15 protein-coding genes and 6 pseudogenes are annotated in these 22,123 nt (G+C 59.1%); 12 read left to right on the forward strand and 9 right to left on the reverse strand.

What is annotated here, in order from left to right:
• Nucleotides 1-41 precede the first annotated feature (41 nt).
• Nucleotides 42-1,076 (reverse strand): annotated as a pseudogene (locus tag HF916_RS51625) (tyrosine-type recombinase/integrase); the annotation flags it as partial.
• 693 nt (nt 1,077-1,769) lie between these two features.
• On the opposite strand from HF916_RS51625, the gene ltrA reads away from it, so the two are divergent.
• Entirely contained in the window at nt 1,770-3,077 is a 1,308-nt protein-coding gene (gene ltrA, locus HF916_RS01960; RefSeq protein ID WP_168787617.1) for a group II intron reverse transcriptase/maturase, read from the forward strand.
• Between the two features lie 932 nt (nt 3,078-4,009).
• Here the strand turns inward: ltrA and galU are convergent.
• Both galU and HF916_RS50175 read right to left on the reverse strand, forming a co-directional pair.
• On the reverse strand, nt 4,010-4,891 hold the full coding sequence (galU, locus tag HF916_RS01965; RefSeq protein WP_168787618.1) for a UTP--glucose-1-phosphate uridylyltransferase GalU: 882 nt from the start codon (nt 4,889-4,891) through the stop codon (nt 4,010-4,012).
• A 382-nt stretch (nt 4,892-5,273) separates the two neighbouring features.
• Nucleotides 5,274-5,516, reverse strand: a pseudogene (locus HF916_RS50175) (helix-turn-helix domain-containing protein); the annotation flags it as partial.
• A 1,786-nt stretch (nt 5,517-7,302) separates the two neighbouring features.
• Here HF916_RS50175 and HF916_RS01975 point away from each other — a divergent pair.
• Nucleotides 7,303-7,593, forward strand: coding sequence for a hypothetical protein (locus HF916_RS01975; protein ID WP_168787620.1), 291 nt, complete (start codon nt 7,303-7,305; stop codon nt 7,591-7,593).
• A 332-nt stretch (nt 7,594-7,925) separates the two neighbouring features.
• Nucleotides 7,926-8,102, forward strand: a pseudogene (locus HF916_RS51855) (hypothetical protein); the annotation flags it as partial.
• Nucleotides 8,103-8,116: 14 nt separating this feature from the next.
• Here the strand turns inward: HF916_RS51855 and HF916_RS51370 are convergent.
• Nucleotides 8,117-8,248: a hypothetical protein gene (locus HF916_RS51370; protein WP_277352279.1), complete on the reverse strand. Its 132-nt coding sequence runs from the start codon at nt 8,246-8,248 to the stop codon at nt 8,117-8,119.
• A 257-nt stretch (nt 8,249-8,505) separates the two neighbouring features.
• On the opposite strand from HF916_RS51370, the pseudogene HF916_RS01980 reads away from it, so the two are divergent.
• Both HF916_RS01980 and HF916_RS01985 read left to right on the forward strand, forming a co-directional pair.
• A pseudogene (locus tag HF916_RS01980) lies at nt 8,506-8,616 on the forward strand (transposase); the annotation flags it as partial.
• 224 nt (nt 8,617-8,840) lie between these two features.
• The gene (locus tag HF916_RS01985) at nt 8,841-9,113 is read left to right on the forward strand and encodes a DUF1488 family protein (RefSeq protein ID WP_168788953.1); all 273 of its coding nucleotides are present in this window, start codon (nt 8,841-8,843) and stop codon (nt 9,111-9,113) included.
• Nucleotides 9,114-9,130: 17 nt separating this feature from the next.
• Here HF916_RS01985 and HF916_RS01990 read toward each other — a convergent pair.
• The 3 genes and pseudogenes from HF916_RS01990 to HF916_RS02000 form a co-directional block, all read right to left on the reverse strand.
• Nucleotides 9,131-10,009 (reverse strand): annotated as a pseudogene (locus HF916_RS01990) (tyrosine-type recombinase/integrase); the annotation flags it as partial.
• Nucleotides 10,010-10,862: 853 nt separating this feature from the next.
• Entirely contained in the window at nt 10,863-11,237 is a 375-nt protein-coding gene (locus HF916_RS01995; protein ID WP_168787622.1) for a hypothetical protein, read from the reverse strand.
• On the reverse strand, nt 11,234-11,461 hold the full coding sequence (locus tag HF916_RS02000) for a hypothetical protein (protein ID WP_168787623.1): 228 nt from the start codon (nt 11,459-11,461) through the stop codon (nt 11,234-11,236). The genes HF916_RS01995 and HF916_RS02000 overlap by 4 nt, the downstream gene beginning before the upstream one ends.
• A gap of 742 nt (nt 11,462-12,203) precedes the next feature.
• Here HF916_RS02000 and HF916_RS02005 point away from each other — a divergent pair.
• Genes HF916_RS02005 through HF916_RS02015 form a run of 3 tightly spaced genes read left to right on the forward strand, consistent with a single transcriptional unit; the run spans nt 12,204 to nt 14,696 of the window.
• Nucleotides 12,204-13,790, forward strand: a complete 1,587-nt coding sequence (locus HF916_RS02005; RefSeq protein ID WP_240975294.1) for a recombinase family protein — start codon at nt 12,204-12,206, stop codon at nt 13,788-13,790.
• A 4-nt stretch (nt 13,791-13,794) separates the two neighbouring features.
• Nucleotides 13,795-14,115 carry a hypothetical protein gene (locus HF916_RS02010; protein WP_168787624.1) on the forward strand — a complete coding sequence of 107 codons (321 nt, stop codon included), beginning with the start codon at nt 13,795-13,797 and terminating at the stop codon, nt 14,113-14,115.
• Complete coding sequence (locus HF916_RS02015) at nt 14,112-14,696, forward strand: plasmid partitioning protein RepB C-terminal domain-containing protein (RefSeq protein WP_168787625.1); 585 nt, start codon at nt 14,112-14,114, stop codon at nt 14,694-14,696. Before HF916_RS02010 ends, HF916_RS02015 begins: the two co-directional genes overlap by 4 nt.
• 531 nt (nt 14,697-15,227) lie before the next feature.
• Here the strand turns inward: HF916_RS02015 and HF916_RS02020 are convergent.
• Nucleotides 15,228-16,160, reverse strand: coding sequence for an H-NS family nucleoid-associated regulatory protein (locus HF916_RS02020; RefSeq protein ID WP_168787626.1), 933 nt, complete (start codon nt 16,158-16,160; stop codon nt 15,228-15,230).
• A 184-nt stretch (nt 16,161-16,344) separates the two neighbouring features.
• Between HF916_RS02020 and HF916_RS02025 the strand changes: the two are divergent.
• From HF916_RS02025 to HF916_RS02035, 3 genes and pseudogenes are all read left to right on the forward strand, one after another.
• Nucleotides 16,345-17,854 (forward strand): annotated as a pseudogene (locus HF916_RS02025) (integrase catalytic domain-containing protein).
• A 12-nt stretch (nt 17,855-17,866) separates the two neighbouring features.
• A complete protein-coding gene (locus HF916_RS02030) occupies nt 17,867-18,508 on the forward strand; it encodes a hypothetical protein (protein ID WP_168787627.1) in 642 nt (213 codons plus the stop codon).
• A gap of 244 nt (nt 18,509-18,752) precedes the next feature.
• A complete protein-coding gene (locus HF916_RS02035; RefSeq protein WP_168787628.1) occupies nt 18,753-19,472 on the forward strand; it encodes a hypothetical protein in 720 nt (239 codons plus the stop codon).
• A gap of 511 nt (nt 19,473-19,983) precedes the next feature.
• Here HF916_RS02035 and HF916_RS02040 read toward each other — a convergent pair.
• Entirely contained in the window at nt 19,984-20,715 is a 732-nt protein-coding gene (locus HF916_RS02040) for an IS6 family transposase (protein WP_168787629.1), read from the reverse strand.
• A gap of 146 nt (nt 20,716-20,861) precedes the next feature.
• On the opposite strand from HF916_RS02040, the gene HF916_RS02045 reads away from it, so the two are divergent.
• A complete protein-coding gene (locus tag HF916_RS02045; protein WP_168787630.1) occupies nt 20,862-21,995 on the forward strand; it encodes an IS701 family transposase in 1,134 nt (377 codons plus the stop codon).
• The last annotated feature ends 128 nt before the right edge of the window (nt 21,996-22,123 follow it).

Consider the following 22,123-nt stretch of genomic DNA (forward strand, 5'->3'; position numbering starts at 1 on the left):
TGCGGGCCGCAGTGCGGACCCGATACGCCCGGCGCAGCGAGGCGGCTTCTCACAAGCCGGTACATGTCGTTCGTCGACAGTGGGCGGAACGGAGCCTTGAGTGCCAGAAAAAGCTCCCTGCGGGCAGAGCGAGGCCGGACCTCCTGAAGGTAGCGCAAGATAGCGTCACCCACCACTGGTATCAGCGGATAGTCCTGTGTACGCCGCTGTTTGGGCCGTGGAACGCGAAGTACTTCGTGTTCCCAGTCGAGATCCTCCAGTCGCAACTGTGATACTTCGCCCCTGCGCAACCCATAGATGGCAAACAGCATCAGCATTGCGCGATCGCGGATGTCCCGGGCGCCGCAGCCACCCGTGCTCGCGATGAGCTGACGCACCTGTTGCCAGTCCAGACCACGGGGAAGCCCTTCCTCCCTGAACACGCGTGGGCCTTCAATTCCAGCGGCAATTCCTGCAGGGCACCACTGCCGCGTTTCCGCGTAGTTGAAAAAGCTGCGCAATGCACTGGCTGCGCTGGCCATCGATACTCGCCCCCAGCCTTCATCGGCCTTCATCGCCAGATAGTCATCCACCTCTTTGAGTGACAGGCGTGCCAAAGAGTGCTTCGCGCTCTGTAAGCTGTCGAGAAGGTGCCGCACCTGCCAGCATCGACCTGCGATGGTCCTGGCAGACAGTCCACGCTCGTCGCTCATGAAGGCCGAAAATTCGTCGATCAGATGCGTGAAGAGTTGGGTCTCCTGATGGGAACGCTCCAGGCAATCGAGGAAACGTAGCCAGGAGTTGGCTGTTGAAATGAATCGCTGACGAGACCAGCGACAATCTTGAATCCGCTCGCGTCGACGTTGAAAGCGTGCCCAGCGATCAGCGGCAGCCTCCACGTCCTGTGTACTGAACCTGGCTTCACCGATATGGAAGTACCGGGCGACGACCAGAAGTTCGGCGGCGATCTCTCGAAGCGTCGCGCGGGCAAAACCCTGTTCGACACATTGCGCAAGAAATCGCTCACGCTCCTCTGCCCACGGCCCCTCACGATGACGACGCAACACTTGCGGGTAGCTATAAAGGGTTTCAAACATGATCCACTCTCCCGTCTGGAGGATGAGTCGATCACTGTGCGCTTATTTTATGTGGCATTCATTTGCCGAAACTGATGCCACCAACACCGAGATCGTGATGCTGCGCCACATATGGACGAGCGCCACATTCCGTATGTGCCTACCCACATACTGTGCATTAAAAGATGCATGCACGGTTGTGCGTCCAGCTAAGGCTGGCGTGTTCAGCAGGGGATAGACCTGCCGGGGTAGAAGTCAGAAGCCCCGTAGCTTGGATAGCAGGGTGGCGGGAAACCAAGACCTTGAAGCCTATCGACAGGCATTTCCTTGGGGAATGCGCGAGTCATCGGGCCGTAACAAAAGTGAACGTAGATGTGGCCTCGAAAATGAAAATCTCCGAGGGCCGAGCCCGCAACCGTGAGGGTGAAGGCAGCATGGGTAGCCGAAATCTGACCGATACGGCTATTCCACTTCGGCGGGGTGGAAGCGACGGCACGATGACAAGGACATGCTAAGCAACTGGAGAAGCCCTCCTCGCCCCGGCGCGAAATCGCCGGAGCAAGGTAGGTCCTATAACCGGCGAACCCGGGAAGTGGGCTGAAGGCGAGAGGGTGGCGGATGGGTCCGTAGTAGCTGTGAAGCCGGGTAACGCTGGTGGAGCGAAGGGGCCCTGCTGTTTGTAGTTTCCTCGACAACATGGGAGGCAAGGACGAAATGACAAAGGCGTCCAGCAGTTTGCAGGACCTGAGGCGGGGAATATACGTCAAGGCGAAGGCTGAACCGTCCTGGCGTTTCTGGGGGTTGTACGTCCATGTCTGCAAGATGGACGCACTGCGCGAGGCGTATGCGCTGGCCAGAAAGAACAACGGCGCTCCGGGTATCGACGGGGTGACGTTCGAGGCCATCGAGGCGCAGGGCGTGGAGGCGTTTCTTGAGCAGATACAGGGCGAACTGATCGGGCGGACCTACGTGCCGTTACGGGCGCGGCGGCAGGAGATACCGAAGGACGGGGGCAAGGTCCGTGTCCTTTCGATTCCGGCTATCCGTGACCGGGTGGTTCAAGGCGCGCTCAAGCTCATATTGGAGCCGATCTTCGAGGCAGACTTCCAGCCGGGGTCGTACGGTTATCGCCCCAGGCGTACCGCGCATGAAGCGGTGCATCGGGTGGCGACGGCAATTGTTCAGTGGAAGACCCGCGTCATAGATCTGGATTTACGCGCTTACTTTGACACAGTTCGGCATCACATACTGCTTGGAAAGGTTGCGCGTCGGGTCAATGACGACGACGTAATGCATCTGCTGAAGCTGATGCTGACGGCGTCGGGCAAACAAGGCGTTCCGCAAGGCGGGGTGATTTCACCGTTGCTCAGTAACATCTATCTCACTGAGGTAGACCGTATGCTGGAGCGGGCGAAAGAAGCCACGCGCAACGGGAAGTACACCTACGTCGAGTATGCCCGATTCGCTGACGATCTGGTGGTGCTGATCGATGCCCATCCGCGGCATGCGTGGCTGCTGAGGGCGGTGACCACGCGACTTCGGGAAGAGTTTGCCAAGCTGCAGGTCGAAGTAAATGAAGAGAAGAGCCGCACTGTGGATCTGGACCGCGCAGAGAGCTTCGGCTTTCTGGGATTCGACTTTCGTCGACTCCGCAGCGTAAAGAAGCACGTGTGGCGAGCGCACTACACGCCCAAGCTGAAGAAGCGGACGGCATTATTGCGTAAGCTCAAAGAGGTGTTCCGGCGATACCAGTCGCAGCCGGTAGATCGGGTGGTAGAACTGATCAATCCGGTGTTACGCGGCTGGGTGAATTACTTCGCTGTAGGACATTCCAGCGAGTGCTTCAGCTTCATCAAAGACTGGGTGGAAAAGAAGATTCGCCGCCACATGGGTCGATCCCGGAATCGACGGGGCTTCGGTTGGAAGAGGTGGAGTAGGCGCTGGCTGTATGAAGAACTGAAGCTGTTCAATGGCTATCGGGTTCGTCAACGGTCGTCGTCGAAAGCGTCCCCAGCACGATAGGTCCCATAAACCTTGACATGAAGCAGGCAGGAAAGCGTAGTGCGGGAAAACCGCCTGCTGCGTTTGACGTGGCGGGAGCTGGAAACGTGACCATGGCAACCGGATTGAGGCCCACCGCGAAAGCGAGGGAGAAGCCACCGGGACCTACCGTGCGCGCGCCAGTTCTCGACCCTACCTGAGGGGGCCGCTATCCAGCAATGCATGGCGGCTACCTGACAAGGATAGGTGAAGAGTGCTCGCGGAACCCATCCGTCCGCCGCTGATCAATTTTACGAACTGGCAAAATAAGCAGTACTTTGCATATCGATCTCATTCGCCTCTCGATCCTTGCCGCGACAAAACCGTCGATGAAGCCGGCCGCGTCGATGAACGCGATGCGGCTCACGTTATCGTGTGCGGATCACACGTGGAAACACCCGTGTCCGGACGATCTCATGGAGCGTGCCTTCTTCCGAGCGATTCCCCGCCGTTGCCCACAGTCCATAGCCCGGCGTCATCAAGCGGCGGGCGTCGCCGAAGAGGATGGCGAAGTGCAGCGCGGGGCCACCTCGGGTGGCGGGTCGCCCGGGTCGTGGCGATACGGCTTCCGCAAAATGGGCCGATTGCCTCGCCAGAGGATTTCGCGAGGTGGATCACCATGCTGGCTCTTTCGCCGTCCAGATCGTGCGTGATCTCCCATGAAACGCGTCTACCCAAGGTTGGCAGGCTCACGCTCGCATTCGACTTCATGTCCGTCGCAGCCCCCATACTCGAAATGTCGAATGCGTCGTGCACACGACATCGCTGCGCGAACAGGAGCGCATTCTGACCGCGTGAGTGAGTTGTCTGGAGCTGCTTTCGTGGCTCGTGACGGGTGGTGGTTTGGACCGGCCGCGGTTCGCAGAGTGGCGGAGTGCGGCCGCCATTTGTATTATGGGGGATGTGTACGAGTGTCAGTACGCGAGCTCGAGTGGACGCGTGCGCAGATACGCCTCGAAATCTGCCGACACTTCCGGGTGACGCAGCGCGAACTCGACCGTTGCCTTCAGGTAACCGAGCTTGCTGCCACAGTCGAAACGCGTGCCGTGGTATTTGTACGCCAGCACCTGCTCGTGGCGCAGTAGCGACATGATCGCGTCGGTGAGTTGGAGCTCGCCGCCCGCGCCCGGTTTCAACCCACGTAGATGCTCGAAGATGCGCGGCTTGAGCACATAGCGGCCCACCACACCGAGATTCGACGGCGCCACGCTCGGCTCCGGCTTTTCGACGATACCCGACATCTTGATGATCGAGTCTTCCCACTCCTTGCCGTCGACGATACCGTACGACTTGGTTTCCTGAGCGGGAATCTCTTCGACGCCGATCACCGAGCTGTGATAGTGGTCGAACACCTCGATCATCTGCGTCATGACGGGCGGCGTGCCGTACAGCAAGTCGTCCGCGAGAATAACGGCGAACGGGTTGTCGCCCACCAGCTTTTCGGCGCACATCACCGCATGGCCCAAGCCCAGCGCTTCCGGCTGACGCACGTAGAAACAGTCAACATGGCTCGGCTTGATGCTGCGCACGAGCTCCAGCAGCTTGTCCTTGCCGCGTGCCTCGAGTTCGGCTTCGACCTCGTATGACTTGTCGAAATGGTCCTCGATTGCGCGCTTGCTGCGGCCTGTGACGAAGATCATTTCGGTGATGCCCGCGGCCATCGCTTCTTCCACCGCATACTGGATCAGCGGCTTGTCCACGATCGGCAGCATTTCCTTCGGGCTGGCCTTCGTGGCAGGGAGAAACCGGGTGCCGAGACCCGCCACCGGAAATACTGCTTTGGTAACTTTAAGCATAAGCTGTTCGAGGGTGCGTAATAACGACAATTAAAAAGGAACCCGCGCTCTGAAAGGGGGCAGGCTTAAGTCCGAGGGCGGCGAGGCCATGCTTGCGCGGGCCTATCGGATCATCGTTGGAATGACGGCGCGAAAGCATTAGAGCGAAAACGGATGCATAGCGCGAGATGGCGGAAGAAGCGCCGTTTTGGCTAAGGCGAATACATGCCAGCTTTGCGTGGAGGCAAAATCGTGAGCCACGCTTCACGCGATGCCTCGTGGGCGCTGCGGTTGCAGACATGGCAGAGTACACCGTCTCGGATTGCTTTGTCGAGCCGAGCTGCGCACGCTCAGGGTACGCTGTTCGGCGGCGCCTTCTTGCGCATCCGGTAGTTGGTAGTTGTGTAGGTGTCGTCGTCAGATATTTTCTGAACAGCTTCGCCAACTGACGGCCGCTGCCGATCTCGCAGCGCCGGGCGACTTTGTCGACCGGCAATCGTGATTCGACGAGCATTCGAGAGCTTAAGTTCGGGCGCGCGAGAAGCGGATAGTCAGAGGGTGTCATACCGATTTCGTTCTTGAAGCGTTTCAGGACGCTGCGTTCGTTCATCGCTGCGACCTGCGCGGCGTCGCCGAGAGAGATGGGAGGACTTGCATCGCGCGCCTGATCTCTTCTCGGGAAAGCTAACGATAGGCGCAAACATTGTAAGTGACGCCTTGTAGGGAGTCTTTGATAAATTACTAACGTTCGGAAGATGCATGGAAGCTAGCGCCGGCCGCGACGTGAGTGTTTGACGACGATGTCGATCACAAAGATCGCATTCCTTTCGTGATTCCGATGGCGCGTTATTTATGTTGCAGGTCGTTGCACCAGTGCCGAATTGACCCGACGAAAGCCTTTGTTTGAGATTCCCCGGGCGCTCTTAATCGAGCGTGTAAGACAGCTTTAGTGTGACAGTCAATGCGCCAATCCTGTCGTACTCAAAGAGCCGGGACTTGACTTTTAAAACCCCATCGAATCCTAGTTCGTCGACCACCATCGTAACGTTGTCGCCTACAAGGGGAAGCTGAAATGCTGCCCGCCTCCCGGTTGTTCGGTATGTACCAAAGCCACCGGTGTACTCGTATACGTAAGCTACGCTTTCGTCCATTTATGTCTCGCTCGTGTGGTTTAAGTTTTTGTTCGACAGAAGTCTCGCACAACTACGGGCACTCATGCGTTGCCATATCGGAGACTTCCGTCGGTTACTGACGATCGTATCGTGGCGGTCCGATTTGCCTGTTGATGAGTGAGACGCGCTATCACAAAGACTCGGGTGGGAATGGTCTGTTTGAATAGCGTAATTGATGCCGCGTTGTTCTGTACATATCCGCCAGAAATACTTGGCAGCGTGACGAACGCGGTCATATTTTTGGCAGTTCCGCGCAATAGATACGTTGGCATGATCAGTCGGTTCGAGGAGGTCGACATTAATGTCGAAACGCGAATCGAGGGCGCTGGTGCATGGCCACCTAACAAGCGGTTGATCATGCCAATGGAAATCGAATGCGGACGTTCAGGAAAAAGAGCCTGCCGCCCGCGAGAGCGGCAGGTTAAAGATCGAGGGGCGGGGCTGCCTCAACGAGGCATCCCCTCGAAAGACCGAAGCAGAGTATATTCCCTCGAATTTGACGGCGGACGGGATCGGCGGATTGGTTCAAGCTGTTGACGGAACAAGACATGAAAAACGCCGCTTCACGCGCCAATGATCCAATTTTCAAGGATGATTCCGTTCGCGCGGTCACTCACGATGTGCCGCCCTCAATGATGCAGGTGGTTGAGTGACCGCGTATGGCGCCGACCAGCGCTCACGGCTCCCGTTGTCCCGGGTCACGGCCGCGGCTTGTCGCAGTTCAACCACTGTCTCATGCGAAGGTGGTGCGAGCGAATCGCCCCCGATATAACTGACCTCCATCCTGAAGTGCAAGCGTTGACGTACTTCGAGAAGACGTCGCAGATCGGTTCACCTCGACATCCTACCCGACCATTTTATCGCTATTTGCACCACAACCGAATCGAAGAGAGACCAAGAGAGGTGGGACAGAAGTTTGGCTGGAGCCGTCAAATTGATGGTGTTTTCAGCCAGTTCACACTTACACGACAAATTGTTCTGTAACATCCGTCCAATCATTGCATTACGCTGGAGGATTCCGAGCGAGTTCATTTGTTGTATGTCACGGAACGTCTCGATCCGCCTTACGGCGGCATAAAGAAAAAATGCGGGAAGTAAGGTTCGACATATGGTGGCGCCCCGGGCAATGTTGATCAAATGGTTCTCAACCTTGGAAGCCAATTGTCATCGATTTCGCCGAAAAAGTTTTAGATTAGCGGCGCGTTCGCACCTTACTATTTCGTCTTGCCACTGACAACGTATCCAGAGGTGCCGAAGGCTATGGGCGGTTTTCTTCCAGATTATTTAATCCGAGAACAGGCGGCGGTAGGCGCCATAGTAGTGTTCGGGATCCTACGTGTTATTGCTGCCGCAATTGCTTTTGGAAGGAGGTGGAGCATTTCGATCGTGGAGAAATGCTTCATTGCCATGAGCGTGTTCTACTGCCTTCCACAAGTGATCGAATACGGGACACGTTTCACGGCTGGAGCGGAGCTCGAGGGCAAAGCGATCGGATGCGCCATCGCGCTGTTCTGCGCACCGATTCTCAGTCACCGGCTCGGTTTCGAATAGTGACGCCGTAAGGCTTCAAGGATTTCCGGTGTGCGTATCATCTTTTCGGGTATTGAAATCATGCATATGATCTCCAAGGGATAGCCGAATGACGACGGCAGCGCCCAAACGGTTGCCGACCGGCTTTATTCGCTAGTTATGTAGCATTCCTATTTTTTATTGCAACATTTGGTTTCATCTGTGAAAATCGCACCCGCCATGCAGCTAGATGCTTATGCGCCTGCGGTGGCGTGCAAATACGAAAACCTGCGAAAGGCGGGCAATACCCGAACAAATGTGGGCCAGCTTCGATGACTGCTTCCGTCCTCACGACATTCTTGCGGTGCCGACGGATGACACGACCATCCATCCGGCTCCTGTTTCTGTCACACAGTTCGGTCCCACCAGCAGTGCCAACAAGCGGCCGTTTCCTCCCGCCAGCCAGCGTTCCCACCGAGTCGGCCACGCGAGGCGTGCGCTTCGACTTCAACGACGGCTGCCGCGCGGTGCTGCCCGCGGGCGAATGGCATGTCGTGCTGCGCGACTACGAGACCGACAACGTGCTGTTCGAGACGAGATCGGCGAGGGCGTCGTGGCGAGCGCGAAGAAGTATTTCGTGTCGTTCGAAGTGCAGATCCAGTAGCGCGGCAAGCAGGCCGACGCCGCCTTCATCCATCGCTTCGACGCGAAGAACGCGAGGTTTTGATTCAGTTTCCGGCCGGCACGCTCGGCGATTTGATGGGCTGGTTTCCGTACGCGGTGAAATTCCAGCGCAAGCACGGCTGCCGTCTCACCTGCGCGATGTCGGCACTGTTCGCTCCGCTGTTTCGCCGTGCGTATCTGGAGATCGAATTCGTCACGCACGAGGAGGTGGTGCCCGAGCGCCACTATGCGACCTATAACGTTGGTCTCTTCTTCGTCGATACGAACCACGACCGCCCGCCGATCGGTCCGGAACGCATGCTACGCATCCACATCTTCGCGCACTGGTTCAATCTGGCGGATTTGCAGTCGAGTGCAGCCGATAGCGCACGCGAACGCAAGTCCAAACGGTTCCTCGATGTGCGCCCGCAAGGGTGGGGTGGGCGCGACTGTCAGGTTGCCGACTCGCTGTATCAGTGGGCCGCACCTTCACATGGCACGGTGAAATTCATCTCCCGCATAGACTCACCCTGGAGATCGATGTCGATCAAAAACATCTATTCTGTAAAATTGAAGACGGGCGACAGAAGTTAAAAGTTTGCAGCTGAATTCAGGAGGTGGAAGTCATGGACGTTATTGACCTGATGTCGGATGTCGCGGCGGACCGACATGAAATTCTGTTTCGCCTGACCGGGGATCGTAGCGAGGTCGCCTGTGCGATTACGCGAGAGGCGCTCGAAGCGCAATTCTGGCTGCCCAAAGACGCCGACCAGATTCGTATGCTCAAGGCATTTGCGGACGGACAGCGCCGCATCATTGCGGTCGCCGAAAGAAAAGTCCGCCTGCGACCGGGTGAACCCGTCAGGCTCACGGCCGACGATTTCCAGATCAGGCGGTAGAGCCTGGCTGCCGTCCGTCACCAGTCAATACGGTGTTTCTCGTCGGTCTCGCGGTGCCGGCGATCGTCATCGACGTGAAGATACTGACTGGTCGTCGTCAGTGACGCATGCCCGAGGTTATCGCGCGCGAGTCGCAGATCTACCTGCTGGTCCGCCATGTGCGACCCCGCGCTGTGACGCAGCCAGTGTGCCGATGCCTGCTCGATGCAGGCCGCGCGCTGCGCATGGTCCTCACCACGCGCACGCAGGGAGTCCGCCGCACCGCTAAAAACATCCTTCACGATCCGGTGCAACGCTGCGCGCGTGAGTGGCTTAAGCGACTGGCCAATCGGAAGCACCAGCGGCGTGTCCTCGCCCGGCGAGGGCAGCGCTGGCAGTCCGCGTGCCCGCCGGTAGGTGCCCAGTGCCGTCATCATTTCCGCGGTGGCGGGCACTAGCCGCTCCTTGCCACCTTTGCCCAACACTTCGAGCCACCAGCGATCCTTGCCACTTTCGTCACCGCGACGGAAAAACCTTCCCATCGTGTTCATGCCGACCTCCGTGATCCGCAGACCGCCCAGATTGAGCAGGGTAAAGAGCCAGCGCACGCGTGCGTGGTGTTCGGGCTCGCGGTTGGTCTGCGTTGGCATGCCCTGAATGAATGTTTTGACCTCGAGCCACAGTTCGGGCGACAGATACCGGACGATGCGCGGCCTGGCCCGTCGGGTACGCTGACGCGAGAGCGACAGCGGGTTGCCGGCCAGATAACCGGCCTGCACCAGCCACGCAAACATGACGTTGAGGATCACCATGGCCTGTCGCTGGCTCGATCCGGACAGCGGGCCGTAGAACGGCCGCCAGCGCGAATCGTTGCGGGGATGCTTGCGTCCGCAGTCAGCGGTCCACCGTGCGGCGGGCGTAAACCGAAGGAAAGTTGTCACCGGGCCATGCCTTTGACGGCAGGACTTCAGCCGCTGTGTTGACATCTTTCCTTCGCTTTTTACCGAAAGAAAGTTGTCACTTCGCGTGAGTGCGAATTAAAAAAGTCAACTCGCGTTCGTTTCAGATCATGAATCCGCTCGCGAGGTGGCAACGATGGTCGCGTTCCCGCACAGTTTTGAACCGCTAACGGTGCACAGTGTGCGCGATAAACCCGTTTGCCTCGCTATCTCTTGCACCGCCGTCCCGCGTCGGGCCAATACCTTGATTTCCACTGCTTGCTCCTGAGTCAGCATCGGCGGCAAAGGCCGCCATCGTCTCCCGGGTGGGTCAGGTTTACCTCGGCGACAGGGGGGCATTTTTACATCGGAGCTAACAGGAAAAGCTCGCTATGGGCAAAAAGCATCGGGTCGCCATCTCCCGGCATTTCTACGAACGGATGTCTGGGAGGTTCTGTATCAGCGAGAACGATCGGGCAAAGATTGGGGCGGAGACATCAGGAGAAAGCGCGCAATGAGTGACCATCGTGACGAGGCCTTAAGGCTCATCGTTCTCCAAAAAGTGGCCGCGCTCAGTTCGAAAACCGCGTGTTGACATGTTTGCATCGTTTTTGGTGACAACTTTCCTTCGCTCTACGGCACCGGCTTAAATCCACCTATCCCGGAAAAGCTCACCGTTGCGGCCAATCCTGCGCGCATCGAAATGCAACTAACCGTCAGACCGTCTGGTTGAAGCCACAAAAAGCGAAATCAAGCTTCGCAGCGGCCGACCAACTCTAACTCCCGCGGAAGCGCGACTAGTCGCTGAAAGTCGGCCAATATGTACGCGCCCTCAGATCGGTCCGCCATCGCCCGCTAACTCTGCCTCACACGCCGCATGGATCCCGCGGACAACAGGCGAGCGATAATCCAGCCGCCAACCATCCGTGAACAGCTTCGCCAGCAGGGCAGAATCGGCAAAGGGCGTCAGCGCGCCAAATTCGCCGGCCAGCTTTTGTGACAGGGTGCCGAGCCGGATCCGGTCCGACCAGCAGGCGTTGGCGCCATTTCCGGCAAGCCAGAGGCGCATCGACTCGACGAGGTGGTCGGTGCGCAACCATTCACCGGTGCGCGAGCGGGCCACAAGGTGTCCTACCACAAGATAGCAAAGCAGTTCGGCGCGCGCCTGTCCGTCCAGTTCCGCAGGCCCCTGTGCTGGCGAGGTCATCGGTTGCGACCCATCTGTTTAGCGTCCCTGTTCGCGGCTCTGGTTTTAACGTGAAGCGGAAGAACGGTCTCGCGGATTCCACGTCGGCGTTGGTAGCCGTATGTTGCCTGGGCGGCGTCCACTACGTCAATGCAAACACCGATCATGCGCTGGAAGTCGCCGTCGAAAAAGGTTGTCGCTTGCACGCGCTCCTGGGCAGATATTAACTCATCAGATTCACTCATCGAGGCCTCCATGCGCGTACGCAAAACTGGATTTCGCTTGCGCATCGTGGTGCGGGTAGCTGGCCTCACGTGCGCGGCGACTGCCGCCAGACGAAACGTTTCATACTGTATCTGCTCGGGTGCGCTTGAGCACAATCCTCAGCGTATCGCAACCGTGTCAGTCAGTCTGCCTGCTTCGATCTATCCACGGAACCGGGGAAGCGTGCGTGGAAAGCTGTCTAGTCGAAGCAATGCATGGATCTCAACCAGCAACAGCGTGTCCGTGAATCGTACTTCAGATAAAGCTTCTGAATTGCACCGCGCAAGGCGGATTCTTGGCCAGTTGCTGAGTGACAGATACGACCTTGCCACAAAGGCATGTCACCGCATTTCGCGTCGCCAGACGCTGCCGCAGCATTTTTCCGCCTTGCGACAGCGCTCTGCCGACGAGCCACCCGCACGCGGGAAGGCGAGTCTTGCACACAGCGCTTGCCAACGAAACCGAATCAACCTCTGCTTTGTGACGATGCTGACCGGAAGCGGGCCTCGCGCCGAGTCCGATCGTGTTGCAGTCGTTCGCAATCGGGCGAGTTCATTGTCAGGCCAAACCATTAGTCGTTGTTGCCGCCATCGCGTCCGTCACCCGGGCGTGGCGGACGCTGCGTGCGACAAGGCGGGCCGTCCGCGACGCACAGATTCACCGGCGACCTTGACTTCATCAGGAAAAGCACTAGCACTGAAACGTACCGTCAGTTGAGCTGCCATGTCGCCGCCCCGGACACCTCATGCTGTACCGGCTGCGCCCGCTCGCGCCGCGCAGTACATCCGCATGTCTACTGATCACCAGGAGTACTCGCCGCTGTTCCAGCGCGAAGCGATCGCCCGGTATGCGGCGGCTAACAATATCCGGCTCGTTCGCGACTACGAGGATTCAGGGATCAGCGGTCTCACACTACGTGAGCGACCGGCGCTGATCCAGTTGCTGCTCGATGTCGAGGACCCGGCGCGTCGTTTTTCGTGTGTCCTCGTGTATGACGTGAGCCGCTGGGGACGCTTTCAGGATGTCGACGAGAGCGCCTTCTACGAGTACGCGTGCCGCCGCGCCGGCGTCAGGGTGATTTACGTCGCCGAGCCGTTTGAGAATGATGGCAGCCCTCTGTCATCGGTGATGAAAGCAATGAAGCGGGCGATGGCGGGCGAATTCAGTCGCGAGATGTCCCGCAAGGTATTTCTCGGTCATTGCCTGAACGTCCGGCGTGGCTTTCATACGGGCGGCCCCGTGGGATACGGGTTGCGCCGCGTGCTCGTCAATGCCGGCAGGGAAGTCCTGCAACCGCTGGCCATCCATGAATACAAGAATGTGCAGACCGACCGCGTGATCGTCGTGCCGGATCCCTCGGGCGAAGCAGCGATCATCCGCAAGATGTTCGAGTGGTATGCGACGCAGCCAGTAACGGGAGCAGGTATCGCTCAACGCCTGAATGACTTCGGGATCGTCAACGGAGCCGGTCGTTCGTGGCAGGGGCGGAACATCATGCAGATCCTGCGCAACGAAAAGTACATCGGCACGAACGTGTACAGTCGCACGACATCAAAACTCGATGGCCCCTGGCAGCAGCTTCCACAGAACGAATGGATCAGGGTGCCCGACGCTTTTTCACCGGTGGTCGACAGGCGGCTCTTCGCCACTGTTCAGAAGAGGATCGAGGATAGTCGTCGCAGGCCGACCCGCGAGGAGATCACTGATGGCATGCGAAAGGTACTGAGCCGCAATGGCAGGATCAGTCAGAAGTTGTTGAAGCATTACAGGCGCGCCCCTTCAGCGGAGCAGGTGGCGCACGAGTTCGGCAGTCTCAACGAGGCGTATAAGGCTATTGGGTACGTGCCGAATCTCGATCCCGAACGTTCGGAGAACCGGTTCGTTGAACGTCGTGTTGAGCAACGCGTCGCGCACAGCGCGATGGACAGGTTGCGCGAACTCGGGCATGAAGTCCGGTATGAGAAGCACACAGCCGTGCTGTGCGTTGATGGGGCGCTGCGAATCCAGCTCGTCGTGCGCCGCCCGTGGATGATTCAGGCGCACCTGCCATACTGGACAGCGCGATGGCCCGACTGTTTCGCGATTGATTTTCTGGTCTATGGACGTATCGAACGTGCGGGCACTGAACTGCTCGATTTCCACGTCCTGCCACGCGGCAGTCTTAAGGCTGGCGAATTCACTGTCGTATTCCGTGATGGACGGTCCCATTTCGAACCCTATCGGCACGACGATCTGAAGGCGCTCATTGCGTTGACGGACTCCGTTCCACTGGATGTGCTGTCCGCTGACCCTGGCTGCGCAGCGAGATAACCATATGGTGAAGGCAAATGAAATCGGTTCGAAACCGGCTGTCACGACGGGCGCTCAAACCCGGGCATCGACGGGCGGTCAGCGCAAATCTGTCATCCAGAAATTGACGCCCGAAACCAAAGCACGAAAAGTCCTGATGCTCGAACGGGCCAGACAGCAAACCCGCATCAGGCAGATGGAGGCCGTGCGGGTCGAGATGGCCATTGTGCGCAGCGTGCTGCGCGAGCTATTGTCCGACGCCACATTTGTGGCGTTGCTCAGGGGCCAGGGCTACGTCACGATGCCGCGACTGCTGCGAGACCGCCTGACAGGAGCCGGTTCATGACCTACGCCCGCCCAGCCAGATTTGTCGCCCGCGTTCCAGATATTCCCGGCGGGCAGGGGATTGTGGCGGGCGTTTGTCCGGAAGCGCTTGCGCAGCTGGCAGGCTACAGATTGCCCGATCGCACGGTGGCCGCGCTCAGGCGGATGGTGCCTGCGCGCCAACTCGCTGCTGCGAAGGTGATGGTCGGGGTAGGCAACTGCAGCGGCGACTTTGCTCGCGCGCTGCTCGCGGCCACACCGGCGTCGCAACGTGCGGATGATCCGCGAGGCCGTCGGTCCGACCCCGAACGCGCGAGGCGACTGGCGAAGATGGAAAAGGGGCTGATGCATAGGCAGGCAGAGGCGCGATCGATTGCATGCGCCTGCAATGACGACCTGTACGGTCTCGCCCAGGCTGCAAGCTTCGTCAGGGGCTGGATGCACGACAACGTCGTGCGAGCGTGGCTCCAGTCGCACTATCCAGGCAACACCATTCCGCTGCGACAGCTTGTCTCGGCGTCGGAGACGGCAACGATGCCGAAGCGGCGGATGAAGCTGCCGTACGAACCAACTCACGGGTCAGCTGGGCGCAGGCCTCGCTGACCGATGTTGTCGTGGCTGCTGCGATGTTCCGGTGTTGCTGTTTTGAAAAATACGTTGCGCGTTCCCGACTGCCGTATCGCGAGGCGATGAGTCCCGGACGCGCCACAGTGAAATACATGGATTGGTCAGGTGCCAGCACGGCTCGCACCAGCGCTTAAACATTGAGCGACTGAAAGTCGCCGGCCAGGTGTTGTCACCTTTGTTGGGGCGACAAGGGGGCGAATGTAAGAGAAATTCGTTGTGACCTCACGGTTTAACGCGACGTGAGATTTTATCTACGGCTGAACAGGCGGATAGACCTGATGGATACGTGATGGGCGATCCATCGCGGGAGACCTGAAGCCAGCCTAGCAAACGTCACGCCGATGGGAGGACCATGGCTGGCGCGACGCGTAAGATTAATTCGCAACGGCGAACCCGAGTCCAGTCCGACTAACCTCACCAGGGCTATCCATTTGAAGCCGACGTAGCGTTGAAGCTGTCGGGTGGGCCGGAATCGCGAAATGAATGCATTCCGGCCCAATCACAACATCAACCGGTAATTGACACGCTCGTTTCAACCGGGCTATCCGCCGTCGGAACGACATCGGGGCTTGTAGCCACGGTGTCGATCGGAGCAGACTTCGCGGTGACGATCTTCCGGACCGGAGGACGCCTGACTGCTACCTCGGCACCTTGTTTTGCCGCGGCCTTTTTCGCTGGCACCGGGGAAGTCTTCTTCGCTGTCACCTTGCTGCTTGCATCGGGCGATTTCTTAGCCGGCTTCCTTGTGGCAACCGTCTTCGCGTTCGCCGGAGCGACCGGAGCTACAGCTTCTTTCACGGTCGTCTTCGTTGTGGCCGCCCTAGTCGCGCTCGCCTTCTTCGTCGCAGCTTTTCGGACTACCGCTTTCCCGGCTACATCTTTCCCTGCTTTAACTTGGGGTTCGGTTGTTTTCCGGACCGCACCAGGAGCGATGGCCGGCCCATCAATCAGAAACCTGCTTCGGTCTTTGACATTAGCCAGCCATGCAGGAGCACGGCCGCGCCCGGACCACGTAGCACCAGACCTGGGGTCACGGTACATCGCGGGCTGCGGACCCCGAACATATGCTCCCGCGACCTTCGCTTTCCCGGCAGGCGCCGGATTCGAAGTCGTGGCGCTCGCGTCAATCAGGAACCGGTCACGGTTTTTTGCGGTTGCAATCCACGCCGGCGCCCGGCCATGCCCTGACCATGTCGCGCCGGTCTTCGGGTCGCGGTATCTGGCCACAGACGAAGCCGGTTTGGCCGTGACCTTTTTTGGCGTCTTCGTCGCACGCTGTTTCCCGCGAGTAGGCGCGTCGATATCAGCGGTCGTTAAACCGTGCTTCTCCATGAGATCCCGGATTTTCTCGATTACGCCTGATGCCTGCTTCGAAACGAGTGCCTGCGCCTGCTGCTCCAGCTTTCTGATTTTTTCCTGCAATGATCCCAGAGTTGCCATCTTCTTTCTCTCCCGTTTAACTGATCGCACTATGCCATGCCGGAGATCCATTAGTCACCTGCAGATGTGACGTATGCGGAAGCCGACGAAGACGTGGATACACGCATTGACCTGTTGCCTCACGTAGTTTGCTACCCGTCGGATTGTCCGGCGGGAGCGGCACGAGGTGACGAGGCAATTCAGCATGACGACACGCAAGGAGTCGGTGGCAGCATTGCAATTGCGATATGGCAGCGCGACGTTTGGTGACCGGATCAGGATTCTCGATGAATTCGTGGCTCTGACCGGGTATCACCGCAAGCACGCCATTCGCCTGCTACGGGAAGAGCCCGGCGCGGCAAAGGGGACGCGCGAGCGCAACCGGCTTATACCACGAGGCGGTACGCCAGGCGCTGACGGTGTTGTGGGAAGCGGCCGACCGGGTTTGCGGCAAGCGACTCAAGGGGTTGATCCCGAAGCTGATTGATGCCATGGAGCGGCACGGCCATCTCGACCTGGATCCGGTCGTCAAGGCCAAACTCCTTCAGATCAGCGCGGCGACCATCGATCGCATGCTGGCCAATGCGCGAGCGCACATCGATGGGCAGCGCAAACGGCGCACGGGGGTCGGCTCGGCCATCCGGCGAAGCATTCCGGTACGTACCTTCGCCGACTGGCGCGATCCACCACCGGGCTTCTTCGAGATCGACATGGTCGAACACCGCGGCGGCTCGAAAACAGACGGTGAGTTCGTCCACACCCTCACGCTGACTGATATCGCCAGCGGCTGGACAGAATGTGTGGCCATGCGAGTACGTAACCAGATGCTGGTGATTGAAGGATTTGAGAAAGTGGCCGCCGATCTGCCATTCGCAATGCTTGGGGTGGACTCGGATAATGACAGTGCGTTCATGAACCAGAGCGTCCTCGACTACTGCAAGGGCCGCGGTCTTGTTCAGACGCGCTCGAGGGCCTACAAGAAGAACGATCAGGCCTGGGTGGAGCAGAAGAACGGCGCCGTCGTGCGGCGGCTGGTCGGTTGTGGCCGGCTGAGCGGTGTCGATGCCAGGAACGCGCTGGCGCAGCTGTACGCGTCATCGCGGCTATACATTAACTTCTTCCAGCCTTCGTTCAAGCTGGAGTCCAAGACGCGTGACGGCGCGCGCGTACACAAGGTCTATCTAGCGCCGGCGACGCCGTGCGATCGGCTTCTGGCACACGACAGCGTCGAACCCGCTATCAAGGAGAAACTGAAGGCACAGTTCAAAGGTCTCGATCCTGTGCGGCTGCTGCAGGAGATGCGAACGGCTCAGCAGACATTAAGCGACTTCGCAGCCCACGGCGTGCGTGCTGAAGCAGCGCCAGCAGACGAATCAGACATTGCCGTCTTTCTCGCGAGCCTTTCTTCGGCATGGAAGGAAGGAGAAGCACGTCCGACGCACCGAAAGCAACCGAAGGCAAAGCACTGGTGGAGAAGTCGGGTGGATCCGTTCGCCGACGCGTGGCCGCTGATTGAAGGATGGCTGATTGCCGAGCCCTCGGTGCCGGCCAACGTATTGATGGATCGGTTGGCCGCGATGTTTCCAGAAGCGTACGCGAGTCAGGCACAACTACGAACGCTACAGCGCCGGGTCAAGGCGTGGCGAGCAGAGCGCGTAAAAGAACTGATTCTGGGCGGCCTGCGAAAGTCCGCTGAAGCGCCAGCCGAAGTGTGAGTTGAGGAAAAGTTGAAAGTCACGGGGGGCCGGGCGCTCCTCGCCCGGCAAACAACGAAAGAAGAGAAGAACGAAAGCGAAACGACAACGATCGGTCGGGTAACATTCCTTCGTGAGGCAACACGACCGGACGTAGTCATTGTCGCTGCCCACACAAGTCTATTCAGCGCTGGGATCGCCCACGGTGCCATCGCCGCTCATCGTTCCGATGGCGATTGCCGGCCGGATTTTCGCAATACGTCCGGCACGCCGATCGTCAACTTTGGTCCCGTCGCCGCGGCTCCTTCCCACGCTGCGCCCCCGCAGTCGCTGTCGAACTCCATAGGCCTGCCGGTTCAATGGCAGTTCCAACGCTCGCCCGACGTGCGGGACTGCATCGTCCTGTTTCCGAACGGCACGACGGGCGACTTGCACACTGGTGCGAATCGGTTCGCGCTCGCACAATTGACTGTCAGCGCGAACGACTGTCCTGTGGACGGCGCCGACGCTTGCACCCATGACCTCGCGCCGTCGCTCCAACGCATCGGCGTTCAGGCGAAGCGGAGCTGCGCCGATCGCTCTGGACGGCCCGTCTATGAAGTTGCCGGGCCGGACGGCAAGCCGGCGGCGATCCAGTGGCATCCCTATCAAGCGACATGTTGCAGGTTCAACTGACGACCGCCATGATGGTATTGTTCGCCGATACGTGCTGCGACAGCCAGTGATGGGATCCCGCGTCTTGCTAAGATGGCCCCGTGGCGCGACATTGCAGCCTACGCCGTGGGCCTGCCGGTTCCGCCGTCGCGAGGGCCTCGCTCTCAGACCAAGATCGCCGACTTCGTCGAATATTTGAAGAAAGAGAGGAAGGTTAGGGGCACGTCGAGACGGTTCCACCATCCCCAATCACGAGCAAAGGCCAATGCTGAGCACATTCACCAAAAACGCCCTCGCCAAATTTTCCGGATGCGACAGCGATGAATTCGCGGCGGGGACGCTTTCCAATCCGTCCATCTGGCTGTTTGGCATCGAGCACGGAACTTACAAGAGCATTCACGACGAGTCGTTCGAAAGCAATGACGACGAGGGGGACGATTCTTATTCGATCACGATGCAGCGTCGATGGCCCTACAACGTCAAGGCATTCAAACTTCTCGCCGCAATTCGAGGCTTCCAAGTCGCTGATTGGCTCGACTTCGCTGAGCGACACCAGCCCTTCGTGAAAGGTTCGCCGGGCTACTTCAAGGGAAATATCTATCCCTACGCTTGTCACGACGTGGAGAAGTGGCCTGAACGCTTCATCCAAGAGACCGGCATCACGAACAAGCTTCAATATCAAGCTTGGTGTCGAAACCACCGCTTCCCGGTTATACGGAACTGGATCCGCGAACACTCGCCCAGCATTTTCATCGGCCTCGGCATCGGCTTCCATCGTGATTTCGCCGCGGCAGTGTTCGGCACCCAGGACGGCATGGAAGAAGCGCAGATCTCGACGGAGCATTACCGCCGACGCATTTTTCACAAAAGCAGCGACGGCAAGCGCTTGGTCGTCATTCCTCACTTTTCTGGGGCCAACGGGCTGAACAGCAACGCGTTGATCCAAAAGACGGGCGAATTCATCGCCGAATTCATGCTCAAGTAAAGCTTCCTAATATCAACACCAAAACGGCCAACATCATGAAATGCGCAAATTGCGGGAAAGACTGCGGCACCATCTTCCGTTGCAGCACTTGCGGCGACGTCAAGTGCGTGAAGTGCCCCAGTAAGCAAAACATCCCGGGAAATTATCACAAGTTTCGTGCATGGTTTGCAAGAAGAAAGGCACCGTCAAGCGGATCAGCTGATCCGCTCTCTTGCGGCCGCCGAGTTTTGCGGCGATCGCTGAGTGGAGGCCGCCGCTTGAACCGCAAGGGAGCCTGCGGACGAATGACCTTTTATGGCCCTTTCAGCGATCTCCGCAAGCGCCCGTGATCGTTTAGGGTTGGTCGATGCCTGCCATCGCCCGCAGGAATGTGAGTGCGCCACCGTGCGTCGCTGGCAGGCGTCGAACGAGCCTCGATGGAGGAAACCGCGGAGTGCTGTGATGCGATCGGATGGCTCTGTCATGTTGGCGGGCGTAGGCTATCTGTGTAGTTTAAGAGTAGTTATCCTTATTATCTGCTTTTGTTGGCGGCACCAGTAACAGTCCAATCATGCCATGTGGCGAAGCGTTCTTTGAGTGCGACACGATGACATGCCGCGTTCATTTGATGCCCGGGTAGCGCGAAGTGCTGCCGGATCGGGCCAAAGCATGAGAGAAACGCCTGCGTGCGACGCGCATCGCGAAAGCCGCACATCTGGCGTTCGCGCCTGCGGGTGGGCTGGTGGCTGTTCTCGGCTCGGTTGTTCACGCGTGCAGCCGCCTTGACGAAAACGTGTTTCACATGAGCGAGCTCAGGAATGTCAGCCTTCGCCGCCGGATAGTTGCGCAACTGGTCGGTCAGGATCTTGCGCGGCACCGGGTTTGAACGCAGCACCCGCCGGAAGAAGCGCTTTGCGGCGGCCTTATCGCGCCGCTTTTGCACCAGCACATCGAGCTCAGCACCGTGCTCGTCGACCGCTCGCCACAACAGATACGGCTCGCCGCGCAGCGTCACGAACATCTCGTCCAGATGCCATATGCTGCCCTGTTTGGGCCGCGCCGCTTTGGCGCACCGGGCGAATTCAGCGCCGAATTTGTCGCACCAGCAACGGATCGTTTCGTACGTGACCACCACACCACGCTTGAGCAACAACTCCTCGACGTCGCGCAGGCTCAGGCTAAACCCGAAATACCACCGAACCGCGCAGCTGATGACGACGGCGGGGAAGCGGTGACCGCGATAAAGCGATTTCGTTTTCTTCATCGCTTCATTCTACCGCCGCCTCCCCATCAACCTGACAGTGCCTCCACGCCCACGTCAACGCCAGGACTTTTGCAGACCTTCCTAGTACTACAGCCGTAGATTTTTTACTATACTAACAACATTTAGTACTACTACATGAGAAAGCGATGCATTCGACGGCAATAGCGTGGGAGCGTGAACTGGAGGCGCTACATCAGCGGCTCGGAGAACTGTTCAGGCGACCCGAGCCCCGACATCGGTCTCTCGCTTACCTGAAGGGCCTGCTGGGCACAGTTGAGCGCAAGAACGGCTGGCAACTCGCCGAATGGATCGGCGAAGAAACGCCTGATGGCGTGCAGCACCTGCTCGAGCGGGCGCAATGGGATGCGGATGGCGCGCGCGATGTGCTCCGGGAGTACGTCGTTGAACAACTGGGCGAGCGCGACGCGGTGCTGATTGTGGACGAGACCGGCTTCGTCAAGAAGGGGCAGCACTCGGCCGGTGTGCAACGCCAGTACAGTGGCACCGCAGGCCGTATCGAGAACAGCCAGATCGGCGTGTTCCTCTGCTATGCCGGTCGCGGCGGCAGCGCGTTTATCGACCGCGAACTGTATGTGCCCAAGGCGTGGACCGATGACCGTGTGCGCTGCGAGGCAGCGGGCATTCCCAAGGCGGTGGAGTTTGCAACGAAGCCGCAGCTCGCGCGCAGCATGCTTGAGCGGGCGCTGGACGCAGGTGTGCCGTGCGGCTGGGTCACGGGTGATGAAGTCTACGGCGGCGACCGTCACCTGCGGCTGTGGCTCGAGTCGCGCGGCCAGTCTTTCGTACTGGCCGTCGCGAAGAACGAACCCCTGTGGTGGCAGGGTCCCGACTACGTACGGTCCGACCGGATCGCCGAAGCCTTGCCGGCACGGGCATGGCGACGCCTGTCAGCAGGTGCCGGCGCCAAAGGCGAGCGCCTGTATGACTGGGCGTTGACTCCGCTGTGGCGTCTGCAGATCACCACAGAAGAGCGCCGCTTCGGGCATTACCTGCTGGTGCGGCGCAGCCTGGACGAGCAACGCGAGCATGCGTATTACGTCGTATACGCCCCGCGCAGCAAAGCCACACGGCAAACCCTGGTCAACGTCGCGGGCCGCAGGTGGGAAATCGAAACCGGCTTCGAGGCAACCAAAGGCGAATGCGGGCTCGATCAATACGAGGTACGCCAATGGCAGGGCTGGTACCGTCACATCACGCTGGCGCTGCTGGCCCATGCCGCGCTCGTCACCCTGCGGGTGCGCGCCAAAAAAAACACCTGAAGATTCGGTGCCGCTCAGTGTGCAGGAGATCCGCCGGCTACTGTGCCGCCTCCTATGGCGCGGAGCTCACTCCATCGAGTACGTCCTGGCCTGGTCGGCATGGCGGCGCAGGCACCAGTACCGCGCCC

The organism is Paraburkholderia aromaticivorans (assembly GCF_012689525.1).
GTDB classification, from domain to species: domain Bacteria; phylum Pseudomonadota; class Gammaproteobacteria; order Burkholderiales; family Burkholderiaceae; genus Paraburkholderia; species Paraburkholderia aromaticivorans_A.